We start from the raw sequence: 16682 nt of genomic DNA, 5'->3' as shown, positions 1-16682 counted from the left end.
AAACAATCATCTTCAACGGTGACCGGTAATAACCGCCATCACCGTTGTCAAATCAAGACATTAAAACCCTGTAATGAGGAAGATTTATCGTGGTGATGGCTCAACCGCGGTAAAGCTTTAAACACCAATTTTACGCCCTAACAAACTGGCACCGCGAGATTGACCATCGGGGCCATACAACGATTTACCATGGCGTGTGTTCAGAATATTCAGCGCTTCAGTATTGTAGCTAATATGCTGATTCAGTAAAAAACCATTGTGCATATTGGTATAACGCATCTTTTCGGCTTTTTGCATCATACGTTCCCAGCGTTCCGCCAGCGCAGGAGCTTGCTGGTAAGGCGCTTTGATTCTGACCGCAGTTTCGGTCGTCAAACGGCTTTGATCCAGATAATCCAAAGTGGCTAATAACGAACTTTTTTGCTCCGTTACTCCTTGCAGAACCACGCCGTGAATCCGCCCGTCACACAGTAAACGCTGTTCTTCAGCGAGTACCGCACACAGTGAATCCAAACACTCCAGCTGCTGATCCAGATTGGTCTGTAATCTTTCCACCGCCACTTATCCTTTTATCGTTAATTATTTTTAAGATAATCCGCAGCGTCTTTAAGCAGCGCATCGGCAATTTTGCCGGTGTCCATGGTCAGTTGACCGGAACGGATTGCCTGTTTCAAGGTTTCTACACGTTCTACGTTAATATCCTGGCTACCGGGCTGCATCAGCTTTGCCTGGGCATCACTCAGTTTGACCTGTGTGCCGCTGACCGGTGTTTTAGCCTGCGCAGACTTACGCATTTGTTGTGCAGCTTCATGGGTTTCACGCGGCTGCACTGGGCTGACTGGCAATAGTGGCTGAGTGCGATCGATACTCATGGTGTTACTCCCTTCATAGCGGGATTTAGATTAGTGACCCGCAAACTGGTGGCGGGATTGACGCTAATTTGCCCGCGAATAACTGCTTGTTAGTGGTTATCGGCAATGATAGAAAAAACTTTAACGACTATAACATAATGCGAATTACGCCATCGTCACCCACGGTGCCGCTGACAATCTGGCCCGATACCATACGCACCCGGACATTATCCTGCAACGCCGCATTGTTCATCGCTTTGCCTTCACTATTAACGTTAAAGCCTTCGCCTTCAGCGACGACTTGAACCGCCTGACCCGCTTTCACGACCCACGAGCGCCGGAGCATCGTACGGGTGAGGGGCTGCCCTGCGTTAATATGGCGCAAAGCCAGAGTTCCCTTGGCAAACCGCGCATCGAGCAGCGCTCCCGGTGGCAAGGTATCCAGACGACCTTCTTTATAGGTCATCTCTTTTTCCGTGAGTTTTTCACCTGCGGCGAGTTGGCGAGTTGCCACCAGATATTTTCCGCTCACCTGCACTTGAGTCTGCAAAAAACGACGCTGCTGACCGCAACGTACCGACAAACTGACATTTCCCCAAGGCCGCGCATTGGCTGGTAACCTGAGTTCTGGGTTTTCGCATTCTGGCCACTGATTTTGTGGTGTTTTGATCTTCACCTGAACCTGACGGGTTTCTGCTGGGAACTGGTTTCGAAAGAATTGGTCAATCTGGCCGGCCAGATCGGCTGCCTGCACATTTCCCGCCGATAGCAATGCTAATGCCAGCGTGATATTAGCGTATTCCTTCATTACCTTTCCCCCAAACTCGGATGCTGTCGGTGCGATCCCAGCCAGTTAAATTCTTGCGTCTAGTGTACCTGTAGCTGAAATGGGTTAAGGGGATAAATAGCGACGCATTTAGCCTTTATTCTGGCGATGGGCTTTCCCTTACGGCGTTTATGCTGTCGACTCCAAATTCTAACCTCGCGGGGGGGGTAATGCTCGACAAACTGGACGGTGCTCTGCGCTTTCAACAAGAGGCGCTAAATCTTCGCGCTCAGCGGCAGGAAATTTTGTCTGCCAATATTGCCAACGCCGATACACCGGGCTTTCAGGCTCGTGATATCGATTTCTCCAGTCAATTGCAAAAAGTCATGGAGCAAGGGCGTGTCAACGGCAGCGGGATGTCACTCAGTTTGACGGCAGCCCGCCATATTCCGGCACAAAATATTCAGCCGCCGGATCTGGATCTGCTTTTCCGCGTTCCAGACCAACCCTCGATGGACGGCAACACGGTAGATATGGACCGTGAACGTACCAATTTCGCCGATAACAGCCTGAAATATCAAACCGATTTGACCATTCTTGGCGGTCAGATCAAAGGGATGATGTCAGTGTTACAACAAGGATAAGGCGTATGTCTTTACTGAATATTTTTGATATCGCCGGCTCCGCGTTGTCCGCGCAGTCCCAACGGATGAACGTCAGTGCCAGTAACATGGCCAATGCCGATAGTGTGACCGGGCCGGACGGCCAACCGTACCGCGCCAAGCAGGTGGTATTTCAGGTTGCCAATCAGGGTGCTCAGGAAACGGGCGGTGTGCGCGTTGCGCAGATTGTTGAGGATACGTCACCGGACCGTCTGGTATTCCAGCCGGGTAATCCGTTAGCCGATGCCAAAGGTTATGTGCGTATGCCCAACGTTGATGTGGTGGGTGAGATGGTCAATACCATTTCCGCTTCCCGCAGTTATCAGGCCAACGTGGAAGTGTTGAATACCACCAAATCCATGATGCTCAAGACGCTGACATTAGGTCAATAACCGGAGGCAATAATGGCAATTTCTAGCTCAATGAACGATAGCCTGGATAACACGATCCCCAATACGTCAGCCAAGCTTGAGACCAAACAAACCCTCGGCGGAGCCGGTAGCAGCGAAGAGATGCAGAACAGCTTCCTGACACTATTGGTGGCGCAGTTGAAAAATCAGGATCCGACCAATCCGCTACAGAATAACGAATTGACTAGTCAGTTGGCGCAGATCAGTACGGTTCAGGGTATTGAAAAACTGAATACGACGCTGGGTTCCATTTCCGGTCAGATCGATAGCAACCAATCCTTGCAAGCCAGTGCCTTGTTGGGCCACGGCGTTATGGTGCCGGGCAACAGTATTTTGGCCGGTTCGAAAGATGGCGAAATCAGCACCACGCCGTTTGGTATGGAATTGATGCGTGGGGCAGATAAAGTCACGGCAACCATTAGTGACTCTAATGGTCAGGCGATCAAAACCATCGAATTCCCAGGCGGTTTGAAGGCGGGTGTTCATGTCTTTACCTGGGACGGCAAATTGGAAGACGGGAGTAACGCACCGGATGGCGCTTACACCGTGAGTATCGCGGCGAGTAGCGGTGTGGACTCTCTGGCTGCAACGGCATTGACCTTTGGGGTGGTTAACGCTGTCACCAAAGGTGCTGACGGTACCAAACTGGATCTCGGCACGCGTGGCACCGTCACGATGGATGAGGTTCGTCAGATCCTGTAAGTCCGCTGCTTCGCGCACGGAAAGCAGTTTAGCTAAAGCAGTGGGCCAGACAGTGATTTGGTTCTCTCATTTACCCGGCGTTTTGATGCTGTATCAACGCCTCGAATCTTAACGGAGAGCAACATGGGTTTTTCTCAAGCAGTCAGTGGCTTAAACGCCGCATCCAGCAACCTGGATGTTATCGGTAACAATATTGCCAACTCAGCGACATCCGGCTTTAAGTCAGGTTCTGTTTCCTTTGCTGATATGTTTGCCGGTTCTCAAACCGGTATGGGCGTAAAAGTGGCTGGTATCACCCAAGACTTTAACGACGGTACGCCAACCACTACTAACCGCCGCCTGGATCTGGCTATCAGCCAAAGCGGTTTCTTCCGTTTGGAAGACAGTAGCGGCGGTATTTCTTACGCCCGTAACGGCCAGTTTAGACTGGATGAAAACCGTAACATCGTGAGCCAACAGGGTCTGCATCTTACCGGCTACCCGGCGACAGGGACACCGCCAACAGTTCAGCAGGGTGCCAACCCGGTTCCGCTGACGATTCCACAAGGTATGATCGCTGCGAAAGCCACCACCGCCGGGACTATGGTGGTCAATTTGAACTCCAGCCATGATGTGATCGATGCTGCCAAGACCTTCGATCCAAACAAGCCTGATACCTACAGCTTCGTAAATAACATCACGACTTTTGATAGTCTGGGTAATAGCCACGTTGTCAGCATGTACTTCGTTAAAACGGCTAACAATACTTGGGATGTGTATTCCAAGGATACCAGCGCTAAACTGACTGATCCGGCTAAACCGTTCGATCCTGCTGATCCCGCAGCAGCAGCAAAACGCGGCACCATGAACTTTAATAACGAAGGTGTGTTGACCGGCACCAAAGATACCGCTGGGGCGGCAAGTGCGGCACCTTTCACCCTGAATATTCCGATGGGCGCACTGAATGGCGCTGATGCCAATGTTGCTGGTTTTGCGCTGAATATGGCGGGTGCCATGCAGCAGAATACGGGTAGTGACAGCGTTTCTGCTCAAACTCAAACCGGTTATGCCGCAGGTGAATTCACTGGCTTCCAAATTGAAAAAGACGGTTCTGTCGTCGGAACTTACTCCAACCAGCAGAAACAACTGTTGGGCCAGATCGTTCTGACCAACTTTGCCAACCCTGAAGGTCTGTCTCCACAAGGCGACAACGTGTGGAAAGAAACGGGCTCTTCGGGTGCGGCTATTATTGGCACGGCGGGTGGCGGTGGTTTCGGTACCCTGACCAGTGGTGCGCTGGAGTCTTCTAACGTGGATCTGAGTAAAGAACTGGTGAACATGATTGTGGCCCAGCGTAACTACCAGTCCAACGCCCAGACCATCAAAACCCAGGATCAGATCTTACAGACCTTGGTTAACCTGCGTTAATCGCGCTAACGGGATAGCAGCATGGATCACGCAATATATACCGCGATGGGCGCCGCCCGGCAGACGTTGGAACAGCAGGCCGTTACCGCGAACAATCTGGCCAATGCTTCGACGCCGGGGTTCCGGGCGCAGTTATCTGCGCTACGGGCCGTGCCTATTGACGGGCCGAGTATGGCGACACGCACTTTGGTGACCGCATCCACACCCGGCGCGGACATGAGTCAAGGACCGATGAATTTCAGCGGTCGTCCGCTGGATGTGGCGTTACAGCAAGACGGCTTTATGGCAGTACAACTGCCAGATGGCACTGAAGCCTATACCCGCAACGGTAACATTCAGGTGGCTGCTAATGGCCAGATGACGGTGCAAGGTTATCCGTTAATGGGCGATAACGGTCCGATTGATGTACCGCCACAGGCTGAAGTGACCATCGCGGCTGATGGCACCATCTCGGCGCTGAATGCGGGCGATCCGCCGAACACTATCGCGCAGATCGGTCGGTTAAAGCTGGTTCAGGCACAAGGCAATGAACTGAATCGTGGTGATGATGGTTTATTCCATCTGACGCCAGCTGCCCTACAGCAGCGTGGCGCAACGCTGCCAAACGATCCGCTGGTCAAAGTAATGCCCGGCGTTCTTGAAGGCAGTAACGTCAAACCGGTGGAAACCATGGTCGATATGATCGCCAACGCCCGTCGTTTTGAAATGCAGATGAAAGTCATCCACAGCGTGGATGAGAATGAACAGCGTGCTAATCAACTGTTAGCAATGAGCTAAGCGCCCAGGCGCAGAGGAATACACTGATGATCCGATCATTATGGATTGCCAAAACCGGTTTGGATGCCCAGCAAACCAATATGGATGTCATTGCCAACAACCTGGCAAACGTCAGCACTAACGGTTTTAAACGCCAGCGTGCGGTATTTGAAGATTTACTGTACCAAACCATGCGTCAGCCGGGCGCGCAGTCTTCGGAGCAGACGACTCTACCCTCTGGTCTGCAAATAGGTACTGGTGTTCGTCCGGTCGCCACTGAGCGGTTACATAGTCAGGGTAACTTGTCGAAGACGGATAACAGTAAAGATATCGCCATCAAAGGGCAGGGGTTCTTTCAGGTGCAGTTGCCTGATGGTACCAACGCCTATACCCGCGATGGTTCATTCCAGATGGATCAGAATGGTCAATTAGTCACTGCCAGTGGTTTCCAGGTACAACCTGCCATCACTATCCCGGCTAACGCCTTGAGCATTACGGTAGGGCGTGACGGTATTGTCAGCGTGACCCAGCAAGGGCAAACCGCCGCCCAGCAGGTCGGCCAGTTGACGCTGACCACCTTTATCAACGACTCCGGTTTGGAAAGCGTGGGCGAAAACCTGTATCAGGAAACCGCCAGTTCAGGAGCACCGAATGAAAGTACGCCGGGCCTGAATGGCGCGGGCTTGCTGTATCAGGGCTATGTTGAAACGTCTAACGTCAATGTGGCGGAAGAACTGGTCAATATGATTCAGACCCAGCGTGCCTATGAGATCAACAGTAAAGCAGTCACAACCTCGGATCAGATGCTACAGAAACTGACCCAGCTATAAGACCGTTTTCGGGGGGCAGGATTGCCCCCTGATTGCGTGAAGCCGATTGATTTTTTGGGGTTCAAGTTCACTTACCCCCTTGGTTATAGGTAATAAAATCAGAGATGGATACTTCGCCGTTCAGAACGTTAGGTGGATTGAGATGGGTTTGTGCGCCAACTATGGCGATGCTGCTGCTCAATGGCTGTGCGTATATTCCGCATAAACCACTGGTGGATGGCACCACCTCTGCGCAACCCGCGCCAGCGAGTGCGCCCTTGCCGAATGGCTCAATCTTTCAGGCTGTTCAGCCGATGAATTATGGCTACCAGCCGTTATTTGAAGACCGTCGCCCTCGTAATGTCGGTGACACACTGACCATTACTTTGCAGGAAAATGTCAGTGCCAGCAAAAGCTCCTCGGCCAATGCCAGCCGTAATGGCTCCAGTAAATTTGGTGTAGCAACAGCGCCGCGCTACCTGGAAGGGCTGCTGGGCAATGCCCGTGCAGATATGGATATCTCCGGTGATAATTCCTTCGGCGGCAAAGGTGGGGCCAATGCCAACAACACCTTTAGCGGTACGATTACCGTGACGGTAAACCAGGTTCTGGCTAATGGTAACTTGCACGTTGTCGGTGAAAAACAGATTGCAATCAATCAGGGAACCGAGTTTATCCGCTTCTCCGGGGTTGTGAATCCGCGCACCATCAGCGGCAGCAATACGGTGACGTCCACTCAGGTGGCAGATGCACGTATTGAATACGTGGGTAATGGTTATATCAATGAAGCGCAGAACATGGGCTGGTTGCAGCGGTTCTTCCTTAACGTTTCGCCGTACTAAGAGGCCTTTTAATGCGTAAACAATCTCTGATCCCGCTCTTTGCCGCATTGTTATCGTTGGTGTGGTTGCCGGCATCGGCCGAAAGAATTCGTGACTTGGTTACCGTTCAGGGTGTGCGGGATAACGCCCTGATTGGCTACGGGCTGGTCGTTGGGCTGGATGGCTCCGGCGACCAAACCATGCAAACGCCGTTTACCACACAAAGCCTGAGTAACATGTTGTCTCAATTGGGTATTACTGTGCCACCGGGCACCAATATGCAATTGAAAAACGTGGCTGCGGTGATGGTGACGGCCAAACTACCGGCATTCTCCCGTACTGGACAAACTATCGATGTGGTAGTTTCTTCAATGGGTAATGCCAAGAGTATCCGTGGTGGCACCTTACTGATGACACCGCTGAAAGGCGTTGATAATCAGGTCTATGCACTAGCTCAGGGTAACGTGCTGGTGGGTGGCGCTGGCGCATCATCCGGCGGCAGCAGCGTGACGGTCAATCAGCTTGCTGGTGGACGAATCAGTAACGGCGCGACCATCGAGCGAGAATTACCGACCACCTTTGGTAACAGCGGTGTGATTAACCTTCAGTTAAATAACGAAGATTTCACGCTGGCGCAGCAAATCAGCGATGCTATCAACCGTTCACGCGGTTTTGGTTCGGCTACCGCGATTGATGCGCGTACCATTCAGGTTTTGGTTCCCACCGGTGGCAGTTCTCAGGTGCGTTTCCTGGCGGATATCCAGAATATTCCGGTGAACGTTGATCCGGGAGACGCCAAAGTCATTATCAATTCCCGCACCGGTTCGGTGGTGATGAACCGTAATGTGGTGCTGGACTCTTGTGCCGTTGCACAGGGCAATCTGTCCGTGGTGGTTGATAAGCAAAATACCGTCAGCCAGCCGGATACACCATTCGGTGGTGGTCAAACCGTGGTGACGCCGAACACCCAAATTTCAGTTCGTCAGGAAGGTGGAGCATTGCAGAAAGTGAATGCCAGTCCGAACCTGAACAACGTTATTCGGGCGCTGAACACCCTCGGCGCAACGCCAATCGATCTGATGTCTATTTTGCAGGCAATGGAAAGTGCTGGCTGCCTGCACGCCAAGCTGGAAATTATCTGATGAGTGATTTAATGGCGATGTCTGGGGCGGCTTACGACGCCCAATCACTGAACGCGTTAAAGCGTGATGTGGCCAGAGATCCGCAGGGCAACTTGAAGCAGGTAGCCCAGCAGGTTGAGGGAATGTTTGTACAAATGATGCTGAAAAGCATGCGTTCAGCGATGCCGGAAGATGGTCCATTGAGCAGTGATCAGTCTCGGCTGTACACCTCGATGTATGACCAGCAGATTGCGCAGGAAATGTCAGTCAAAGGCTTGGGTTTGGCCGATATGATGGTCAAACAGCTTTCCGGCAGTCAGTCACCGAGTGAAACATCCGGAACAGTACCGATGGCGCTGGATAAAGAAGTGATGCAGAGCCTGCCTGCTCAGGCTTTGGCGCAGATGATGCGTCGGGCTATTCCGACCCCCCCTGCCGATGGTGCCAGCCCACTATCGCTGAATAATCATAACTTTGTCTCCCGCTTGTCGATTCCAGCCAAAGTGGCTAGCCAGCAGAGCGGTATTCCTCATCAATTGATTGTGGCTCAGGCAGCGCTGGAATCCGGTTGGGGACGGCGTGAGATCCCAACGGCTGAAGGTAAAACCAGTTTCAACCTGTTTGGCATCAAGGCTGGCAGTAACTGGGATGGCCCGGTGAGTGAAATCACAACCACTGAATATGAGCAAGGGGTGGCGAAGAAAACCAAAGCCAGCTTCCGTGTTTACGGTTCCTATGTGGAGGCGATTAGCGATTACGTTAAATTGCTGACCAAGAATCCGCGTTATGCCGAAGTGGCCGCGGCCAGTACCCCTGAGCAAGCCGCTCATGCTCTGCAACGGGCCGGTTATGCTACCGACCCGCAGTATGCGCAGAAACTGGTTGGCGTGATCCAGCAGATGAAAAATGCCGGTGGCCAAGTGGTTAAAGCCTATACCCATGATTTAAGCCAGATTTTCTGAGTAGACGGAGTCGATCGGCTGTTCAATCTACCCACCGCTCATAGACTTGTCTGTGGGCGGTTTTTTTACACTCATGGCAGGTTTATTCGACGGAATTAATGGGTTTTTTTGCAAAATTCCCACTCAAGTTTTTCAATTATGAGCCGATAAATAATACAGGCTGCGCGGAGGCTAATTAGTCTGTCCCAGTAACCCTATTCATCACCGCAGGTGACATACGTTAGAGCACCTGCAGTAAAAGGATTTCTTTATGTCCAACAACCTGATTAACACTGCGATGAGTGGTCTGAGCGCCGCGCAGTATGCCCTGAGCACCGTCGGTAACAACATTAGTAACTTCCAGGTAACAGGTTATAACCGCCAAAATGCTATTTTTGCTCAAAATGGCGGCATCTTGTCACCGGCTGGTTTTATTGGTAATGGTGTGACCATTACTGGCATTAATCGCGAATACAATTCGTTTATCAGTAATCAGCTGCGCTCGGCACAAACTGAAAGTGCCGGGCTGACCACTTATTACAACCAGGTTTCGCAGATTGATAATCTGTTGGCGAACAAGAGCAATAATCTGTCAGTCACCCTGCAAGACTTCTTCAGCAACCTACAAAATCTGGCGAGTAACTCCAGCGATGATGCGGCACGCAAGACGGTGCTGGGTAAAGCGGAAGGTTTAGTCAACCAGTTCAAAAATGCAGATAAATATTTGCAGGACATGAATAACGGTATTAACCAAAGTATTAATGATAGCGCGACCAAGATTAATAACTATGCCGAACAAATCGCCAACCTAAACGATCAAATCACCCGTTTACGCGGTAGCAGCGGTAGCGAGCCTAATGCGTTGCTGGATCAGCGTGATCAGTTGGTCAGCGAGTTGAATACTATCATTCCTGTCAGTGTGACCCAGCAAGATGGCGATGCTTACAACGTTTCCTTTGCTGGCGGTTTAGCGCTGGTTCAGGGTTCAGAGTCATACAATGTTCGCGCAGTGCCTTCCAGCGCTGACGGGACTCGTCTGACTCTGGGCTATGATCGTGGTAATGGCAGCGAGGTGGCTGAAGTAGATGAATCTCGCATCAGTACCGGTTCTCTAGGCGGTACGCTGAAGTTCCGTAGTGAAGCATTGGATAATGCCCGTAACCAATTGGGCCAGCTCGCTTTGGCCATGGCTGACAGTTTCAATCAGCAACATGAGAAAGGCTTTGATCTACAGGGTGATGCAGGCGAAAAATTCTTTAACTTTACCCAGCCAAGCACTATCAGCAATAGCAATAATACGGGAACGGGCAGCCTGAATGTGACTTTCGCCGATAGCAGCCAAGTTAAAGCCAGCGATTACAGCATGGAGTTTGATGGCACTAACTGGCAAATCACGCGTTTGTCAGATAAAAGCAAGATTATGCCAAAGACCGAAGCCGACGGTAGTCTGAGCTTTGATGGCCTGAACGTGACGGTCGGTGCCGGAGCCGTGCTGGGTGACAAATTCACCGTGAAACCGGTATCGGGTGTAATTTCCAATCTTGATGTTGCGATTCAAGACTCGTCAAAAATTGCTGCCGCGGGCAGTAAAGACGGTGGTGTAGGTGATAACACTAACGCTAAAGCGTTGCTGGGTCTGCAAACAGAAAAACTGGTTGATGGCAAGGCGACGTTGTCGGGCGCTTACGCCGGCTTGGTGAGTACCGTCGGTAACCAGACCAGTACTGCCAAGGTGAATGCCACCGCAAAAGTGAACATTGTGAAGCAGCTTAATATGGAGCAGCAATCTATTTCTGGGGTTAACCTGGATGAAGAGTATGGCGATTTACTGCGCTTCCAGCAATATTATCTGGCTAATTCACAGGTCATTCAGGCCTCGTCCAAGTTGTTTGATGCTTTGCTGGCTATTCGCTAAAACCGATCCCTTCGGGGGTAAATATTCAATCACTGTTCTGCGAAATATCATGCAGAACAGTCGCTAAAAGGAACTGACATCGTGCGCTTAAGTACCAGCATGCTGTATCAGCAAAATATGCGAGGCATCATTGATGCCCAATCCCTGTGGTTGCACTCAGGTGAGCAATTATCTGCTGGCAAACGGGTAATTAACCCTTCGGATGATCCAATGGCGGCCTCACAGGCGGTTATGGTATCTCAGGCCGAATCAGAGAATAGTCAGTATGGACTGGCTCGTAGCTATGCGCGCCAAAGCTCATCGTTGGAAACCACGGTGTTATCTCAGGTGACCAGCACGGTGCAGCAGATTCAGACTCTGGTTATCAGTGCCAGTAAAGATTCTTTGAGTGACGATGACCGTGCATCTTATGCTACTCAGCTACAGGGTTTAAAAGACCAATTGCTGAATCAGGCTAACTCCACTGACGGCAACGGGCGTTATATGTTCGCCGGATTTAAAAACGATACAATACCTTTCGTTGCGGATCCGGTGACTGGCGCAGTGACTTATAAAGGTGGCGATGTAGCTCAGACTCAACAGGTTGATTCCAGCCGCTCAATGGCTGTGGGTCACACCGGTTCTGGCGTCTTTACTTCCCTGACCGCTAATTCACGTCCTGAACCTACCGATCCAGTGACTGGCGCTACGCCAGCCTCGGAAAGCAATATTTTCAATACGATTGATACAGTACTGAAATCACTGAAAACGCCGATGGCCGGAGCATCAGATGCGGTGAAGCAGCAAGCCTCTGCTGAACTGGATAAAGGGATCCGCGGGTTAGATAACTCATTGAATAATATGTTATCAGTGCAGGCTGAGATCGGTACGCAATTGCAGGAGTTAGACAGTCTGGATAGCTTGGGCAGTGATCGCACGCTGGTGAATAAACAGCGCCTCAGTGATTTGGTGGACGTGGACTGGAATGCTGCCATTTCGTCCTATGTTATGCAGCAAGCTGCACTACAAGCTTCTTATAAGTCTTTCTCTGATATGCAAGGCATGTCTCTGTTCCAGCTTAATCGTTAATCCGCGTTCTTACCCCGCTGACGCGTTCGGCGGGTTCCCCTTAGGTGTGCTTAAACCGGGTACACTTTTCGGTATGCCATCTTTTCCCACTAAGGTTTGGGATGGCATACCTTCTTTTTTATCCGCGGCTTGATCAAGGCGGAACCCAGCAAAACGACTCAGACCACGGATTCAGCGGGGGATTTATCCGGCCATGCCGCCGACTACGCCGGCCAGCCGATCAAAGAATTCGCCGAATAGGTGTTCGCAGTAAGGTGCCAGCGCAGGCATGATGAGACCCAGCGTTAGCATGCCGATAGTCAGCGTCAGAGGAAAACCGATCACGAACACCGACAACTGTGGCGTCATGCGGTTCAGCATACCCAGCGCCATGTTCAGGGTGAGTAGAATGGTGATCATCGGTAGAGCCAGCATCAATCCGCTGAGGAAAATCAGCGATCCGATTTCGGTCAGCGCGCGGAATCCCCCGCCGTTAAGCGGTGCAAATTGGATCGGTAGCGTATGGAAACTGTCAGCCAACATCGAAATCATCCAGAGATGTCCGTTCAACGATAAAAACAGTAGCATGGCCAGTAAATTGAGCAAACGAGCCAATACTGGCATGTTAGGGCCACCGGAGGGATCAAAGAAAGTGGCAAAGGACAGCCCCATTTGCAAACCGATGATTTCCCCCGCCAGGCGGATTGCCGCAAAGGCAAACTGCATGGTCAGGCCGATGGCAATGCCAATTAAGACCTGCTGCATCAACACCCAGATAGCGCCGACAGAAAAGACAGGAATTGCAATGGGTGGCAGGGAAGGGGCGATCAGAATGGTGATCATCACGGCCAAACCGACCTTGACCTTGCGGTTGATAGATTTTTCATTCAGAACCGGCGCGGTGCTGATCAATGCCAGCACACGCACCAACGGCCAGAAATACTGGCTGACCAAATGACTGAGTTGGCTGGTATCAAAAGAGAGCATACTTAGCCGATCAGCGTTGGCAGGCTGGTGAACAGATTGCGCATATAATCCAAAATCAGGTTCAACATCCACGGCCCAGCGATGACCATGGTGGCAAAAACGGCCAGAATCTTCGGAATGAAAGATAAGGTCATTTCGTTAATCTGCGTCGCTGCCTGTAGCAAACTGACCAGCAAACCGCTGATCAACGCCGCCAGTAGCAGTGGAGCGGCCAGTGCCAAGGCAATTTTCATGGCCTCGGTGCCAAGTGCCATTACCGATTCAGGAGTCATTGCCTACCTTCTGTAAAGTGTGTTGCCGATGTCGTGGGAGATTAACTGTAGAAACTTTGCGCCAGCGATCCGAGCAGCAGTTGCCAGCCGTCGACCAGAACAAACAACATCAGCTTAAAGGGTAGCGATATGGTTGCCGGCGGTACCATCATCATACCGAGAGCCATCAATACGCTGGCCACTACCAAGTCAATGATCAGAAAAGGAATAAAAACGGTAAACCCGATCTGGAAGGCAGTTTTCAATTCACTGGTGACATAGGCGGGTAGCAAAATTCGCATCGGTACTGCTTCCGGGCCTTCAAATGCCGGCATATTTGCCAGACGCGCGTACAGCGCCAAATCGGTTTCGCGGGTTTGGCGTAACATAAACTCCCGCAGCGGCTGTGCCCCTTTATCAATCGCAATATCCATACTGATCTTATCCTGACTGAACGGCAGATAAGCATCCTGATAAACCTTGTCGAATACCGGTGACATGATAAAGAAAGTCAAAAACAGTGCCAGTCCGAGCATCACCTGATTGGGTGGCGCAGACGGCGTACCCAAGGCGTTACGCAATAGACCGAGGACAATAATAATGCGGGTAAAACTGGTCATCATCAGCAATGCCGCCGGCAAGAAGCTGAGGGACGTGATGAGGACTAATGTTTGTACCGGTAGTGACCAGCTCTGTCCGCCGTTAGCTAGCGGTTGGCTGATGATGCCCGGTAATTGTGCGCACACCGCAGGTGAAACCAGCAGCGTGGCGAAAGTCAATAGCGTGGTCAACAGACGACGTATCCGTACCGTTAGGGCGAAAGTGGCTTTGGATTCACAGTGCAGGGACATCATGCTGATTTTTCCGGATGTTTCAGAATTTTTTGCAACAGCTGACGAAAATCAGCCGGTTTAGTGCTGTCTGGCGTGGCGGTTAACTCAGGTGGTGGGCTGGATAAAGTATGCAGCGGCGTGATTTGCTGTGCCGTGACGCCCAGCACCAGCCAGGTGTTATCGACTTCAACAATCACCACCCGCTCACGTTGACCTACCTGGCAACTGCCGCGCACGTTCAGCAATTTGTTGTTACGTGCCTGTGGTGCAAAACCCAGTCGTTTTATCAACCAGGCTCCGAATAAAATCAGCAAAATAACGCCGCCGAGAACGCTACCGACCTGGGTCAATACTGAACCCGCCGGCATAGCTGGTGCGGCGGGAACACTACTCTGGCTACTTACGCCGGGGTGAGTGCTGGCGAATCCGGTCACCGGCGTTTGCGCTTCGCTCATTAACGGCTCAGACGACGCATACGTTCAGACGGAGTGATAATATCGGTAATACGGACACCGTATTTATCGGCGACGACGACAACTTCGCCCTGAGCAATCAAATAACCGTTAATCAGGATATCCAATGGTTCACCCGCCAACCCATCCAGAGACACGACCGAGCCTTGAGACAGACGCAGCAGTTCTTTGATGGTCATTTTGGTGCGACCCAGTTCAACAGACAGTTTCACTGGAATATCCAGGATCAGATCGATTTCCTGCAAATTACCTAGTGCATCCTGTGCCTCAAGCGACTTAAATACGCCTTCGGTTGTTGCCGCTGGTTTTTCTGTAGCTTGCTGCTCATTAAATGCATCAGCCCACAGATCCTCCACGGATTCCTTTCCATCGCCAGACGGCAGCTTAGGGTCACTCATTAGGCTGTTCCTCATTCAGAGCATTCAAAATAGGGTTAATCAGATGTTCAACACGGAGGGCATATTGCCCATTTAATGTCCCGTACTGACTGGTCAGTACCGGCACGCCGTCAACATGGGCAATTAGCCGGTCCGGCTTGTCTATCGGTAATACGTCACCCGGTTTCAGTTTTAGAATCTGGGATAATCGCAGCGGAATCTCGGCAAAGTTGGCCACCAATTCCAGCTCAGAGTGCTGAACCTGTTTCACCAGGGTTTCGCGCCAGTTGCTATCTTCCTGACGGGAGTTTTCCAATGGTGGATTGGTCAGTAACTCGCGCAGCGGTTCAATCATGGCAAAAGGAATACAGATGTTGAATTCGCCGCTCAGTGCACCGATCTCTACATGGAATGGAGTCGTGACTACAATGTCGTTTGGCGAAGTCGTGATGTTGGTAAACTTCACCTGAATTTCGGAACGGACATATTCCACATCGATTTTGTAAATCGCGCCCCAAGCGTCGCGGTAAGCGTCCAGCGCCAAACGCAACATTCGGGTAATCACCCGCTGCTCAGTATGGGTGAACTCGCGGCCTTCAACCTTGGTGGGGAATCGACCATCCCCGCCGAACAGGTTATCCACGGCAATAAATACCAAGCTTGGCTCAAACACAAACAGCGCGGTACCGCGCAGTGGCTTGAGATGCACCAGGTTCAGGTTGGTAGGAACCGGCAGGTTGCGGGCAAATTCATGGTAAGGCTGAATTTTAATCGGCCCGACCGTTATGTCCGGACTGCGACGCAGCAGGTTAAACAACCCCATGCGGAAGTGACGGGCAAAACGTTCATTGATGATCTCCAGCGCATGAAGACGCTCACGCACCACACGGCGCTGGGTTGTTGGATCGTATGGTTTGACATCACTGTCGTTGCCAACCACGGCAACCGGTTCATCGTTACCGCTATCGCCGTTTAACAGTGCATCAATTTCTGCTTGTGAAAGTATGCTGTCGCCCATAATGATTATCGCAGTATGAATGCGGTAAACAGCACGTCGCTGATTACCTGATTAGGTTGGCCTTTAACCATTGCCGGGCTGAGGACGGTTTTAATTTGCTTGATTAACAATTGCTTGCCTTCTTCATTGGTCAAGCTTTCCGCAGTTTGGCGAGACAACAGCAACAGTAAACGGCTGCGTACTTCCGGTAAATAGTCATTCAACGCGCGGCGGGTATTTTCATCAGGCAGGCGTAGAGTCAAACCAATATACAGTACGCGATCCAGGTTATTGTCTGGTGTAATCAGATTAACCGTGAAGGTATCGAGAGCCATAAACACCGGTGCGACTGGGGCGGGTTTAGCATTGATCGGTTTACTGTTGTGCAGCATCCACCAGCTATAGCCACCGCCCGCAGCAGATGCCACGGCGATCAGAACCAGCAGAATTACCCAGATTGAACTTTTACGCTTGGCCGGGAAGGTATTATCAGACATGGGGAAGACAAATTCCTGTTTCGTGTATCTGCATAATAACGCGGGTATACCTGTTGAAG

General features: G+C 51.3%; 21 protein-coding genes. 11 read left to right on the top strand and 10 right to left on the bottom strand.

The features are described from left to right. Positions 1-117 precede the first annotated feature (117 nt). From DJ39_RS13315 to flgA, 3 genes are all read right to left on the bottom strand, one after another. Positions 118-561 carry a flagella synthesis protein FlgN gene (locus tag DJ39_RS13315; protein ID WP_004720743.1) on the bottom strand — a complete coding sequence of 148 codons (444 nt, stop codon included), beginning with the start codon at positions 559-561 and terminating at the stop codon, positions 118-120. Positions 562-575: 14 nt separating this feature from the next. After that, positions 576-872, bottom strand: a complete 297-nt coding sequence (gene flgM / locus DJ39_RS13310; protein ID WP_004720741.1) for a flagellar biosynthesis anti-sigma factor FlgM — start codon at positions 870-872, stop codon at positions 576-578. A 127-nt stretch (positions 873-999) separates the two neighbouring features. Further along, positions 1000-1659 carry a flagellar basal body P-ring formation chaperone FlgA gene (gene flgA, locus DJ39_RS13305; RefSeq protein WP_004720738.1) on the bottom strand — a complete coding sequence of 220 codons (660 nt, stop codon included), beginning with the start codon at positions 1657-1659 and terminating at the stop codon, positions 1000-1002. Between the two features lie 188 nt (positions 1660-1847). Between flgA and flgB the strand changes: the two genes are divergently transcribed. The 11 genes from flgB to flgL all read left to right on the top strand — a co-directional run bounded on the left by flgB (position 1848) and on the right by flgL (position 12229). Further along, on the top strand, positions 1848-2261 hold the full coding sequence (gene flgB, locus DJ39_RS13300; RefSeq protein ID WP_004720736.1) for a flagellar basal body rod protein FlgB: 414 nt from the start codon (positions 1848-1850) through the stop codon (positions 2259-2261). Between the two features lie 5 nt (positions 2262-2266). After that, positions 2267-2671, top strand: coding sequence for a flagellar basal body rod protein FlgC (gene flgC / locus DJ39_RS13295; protein WP_004720734.1), 405 nt, complete (start codon positions 2267-2269; stop codon positions 2669-2671). A 12-nt stretch (positions 2672-2683) separates the two neighbouring features. Further along, positions 2684-3391 carry a flagellar hook assembly protein FlgD gene (gene flgD, locus DJ39_RS13290; RefSeq protein WP_038242029.1) on the top strand — a complete coding sequence of 236 codons (708 nt, stop codon included), beginning with the start codon at positions 2684-2686 and terminating at the stop codon, positions 3389-3391. A 123-nt stretch (positions 3392-3514) separates the two neighbouring features. Further along, entirely contained in the window at positions 3515-4798 is a 1284-nt protein-coding gene (gene flgE, locus DJ39_RS13285; protein WP_004720730.1) for a flagellar hook protein FlgE, read from the top strand. A gap of 21 nt (positions 4799-4819) precedes the next feature. Continuing rightward, positions 4820-5575 carry a flagellar basal body rod protein FlgF gene (locus tag DJ39_RS13280; RefSeq protein ID WP_004720729.1) on the top strand — a complete coding sequence of 252 codons (756 nt, stop codon included), beginning with the start codon at positions 4820-4822 and terminating at the stop codon, positions 5573-5575. 26 nt (positions 5576-5601) lie between these two features. Continuing rightward, positions 5602-6384, top strand: coding sequence for a flagellar basal-body rod protein FlgG (flgG, locus tag DJ39_RS13275; RefSeq protein WP_004720726.1), 783 nt, complete (start codon positions 5602-5604; stop codon positions 6382-6384). Positions 6385-6488: 104 nt separating this feature from the next. Beyond that, on the top strand, positions 6489-7205 hold the full coding sequence (gene flgH, locus DJ39_RS13270) for a flagellar basal body L-ring protein FlgH (RefSeq protein ID WP_038242024.1): 717 nt from the start codon (positions 6489-6491) through the stop codon (positions 7203-7205). Positions 7206-7216: 11 nt separating this feature from the next. Then, the gene (locus DJ39_RS13265; RefSeq protein WP_004720723.1) at positions 7217-8326 is read left to right on the top strand and encodes a flagellar basal body P-ring protein FlgI; all 1110 of its coding nucleotides are present in this window, start codon (positions 7217-7219) and stop codon (positions 8324-8326) included. Then, positions 8326-9267, top strand: coding sequence for a flagellar assembly peptidoglycan hydrolase FlgJ (flgJ, locus tag DJ39_RS13260; RefSeq protein ID WP_038242018.1), 942 nt, complete (start codon positions 8326-8328; stop codon positions 9265-9267). The genes DJ39_RS13265 and flgJ overlap by 1 nt, the downstream gene beginning before the upstream one ends. A gap of 250 nt (positions 9268-9517) precedes the next feature. Continuing rightward, the gene (gene flgK, locus DJ39_RS13255; protein WP_004720722.1) at positions 9518-11161 is read left to right on the top strand and encodes a flagellar hook-associated protein FlgK; all 1644 of its coding nucleotides are present in this window, start codon (positions 9518-9520) and stop codon (positions 11159-11161) included. An 81-nt stretch (positions 11162-11242) separates the two neighbouring features. Then, complete coding sequence (flgL, locus tag DJ39_RS13250) at positions 11243-12229, top strand: flagellar hook-associated protein FlgL (RefSeq protein WP_038242015.1); 987 nt, start codon at positions 11243-11245, stop codon at positions 12227-12229. A 183-nt stretch (positions 12230-12412) separates the two neighbouring features. Here the strand turns inward: flgL and fliR are convergent, their stop codons facing one another. Genes fliR through fliL form a run of 7 tightly spaced genes read right to left on the bottom strand, consistent with a single transcriptional unit; the run spans position 12413 to position 16623 of the window. Beyond that, the gene (gene fliR, locus DJ39_RS13245) at positions 12413-13195 is read right to left on the bottom strand and encodes a flagellar biosynthetic protein FliR (protein ID WP_004720718.1); all 783 of its coding nucleotides are present in this window, start codon (positions 13193-13195) and stop codon (positions 12413-12415) included. Between the two features lie 2 nt (positions 13196-13197). Beyond that, positions 13198-13467, bottom strand: a complete 270-nt coding sequence (gene fliQ, locus DJ39_RS13240) for a flagellar biosynthesis protein FliQ (protein WP_038242013.1) — start codon at positions 13465-13467, stop codon at positions 13198-13200. A gap of 41 nt (positions 13468-13508) precedes the next feature. After that, positions 13509-14249 (bottom strand): flagellar type III secretion system pore protein FliP, encoded by a 741-nt coding sequence (fliP, locus tag DJ39_RS13235; protein ID WP_069971761.1) that lies wholly within the window; start codon positions 14247-14249, stop codon positions 13509-13511. 47 nt (positions 14250-14296) lie between these two features. After that, positions 14297-14734: a flagellar biosynthetic protein FliO gene (gene fliO / locus DJ39_RS13230; protein WP_045844150.1), complete on the bottom strand. Its 438-nt coding sequence runs from the start codon at positions 14732-14734 to the stop codon at positions 14297-14299. After that, a complete protein-coding gene (gene fliN / locus DJ39_RS13225) occupies positions 14734-15150 on the bottom strand; it encodes a flagellar motor switch protein FliN (protein WP_038242011.1) in 417 nt (138 codons plus the stop codon). The genes fliO and fliN overlap by 1 nt, the downstream gene beginning before the upstream one ends. Continuing rightward, positions 15143-16147: a flagellar motor switch protein FliM gene (gene fliM / locus DJ39_RS13220; RefSeq protein ID WP_004720712.1), complete on the bottom strand. Its 1005-nt coding sequence runs from the start codon at positions 16145-16147 to the stop codon at positions 15143-15145. The genes fliN and fliM overlap by 8 nt, the downstream gene beginning before the upstream one ends. Before the next feature lie 5 nt (positions 16148-16152). Beyond that, positions 16153-16623, bottom strand: a complete 471-nt coding sequence (gene fliL, locus DJ39_RS13215) for a flagellar basal body-associated protein FliL (protein ID WP_004720709.1) — start codon at positions 16621-16623, stop codon at positions 16153-16155. Positions 16624-16682: the final 59 nt, after the last annotated feature.

It is taken from the genome of Yersinia ruckeri ATCC 29473, assembly GCF_000754815.1.
In the GTDB taxonomy this organism is placed as follows: domain Bacteria; phylum Pseudomonadota; class Gammaproteobacteria; order Enterobacterales; family Enterobacteriaceae; genus Yersinia; species Yersinia ruckeri.
The sequence above is the reverse complement of the archived record's forward strand: the minus strand, read 5'-3'. Positions and strand labels throughout refer to the sequence as shown.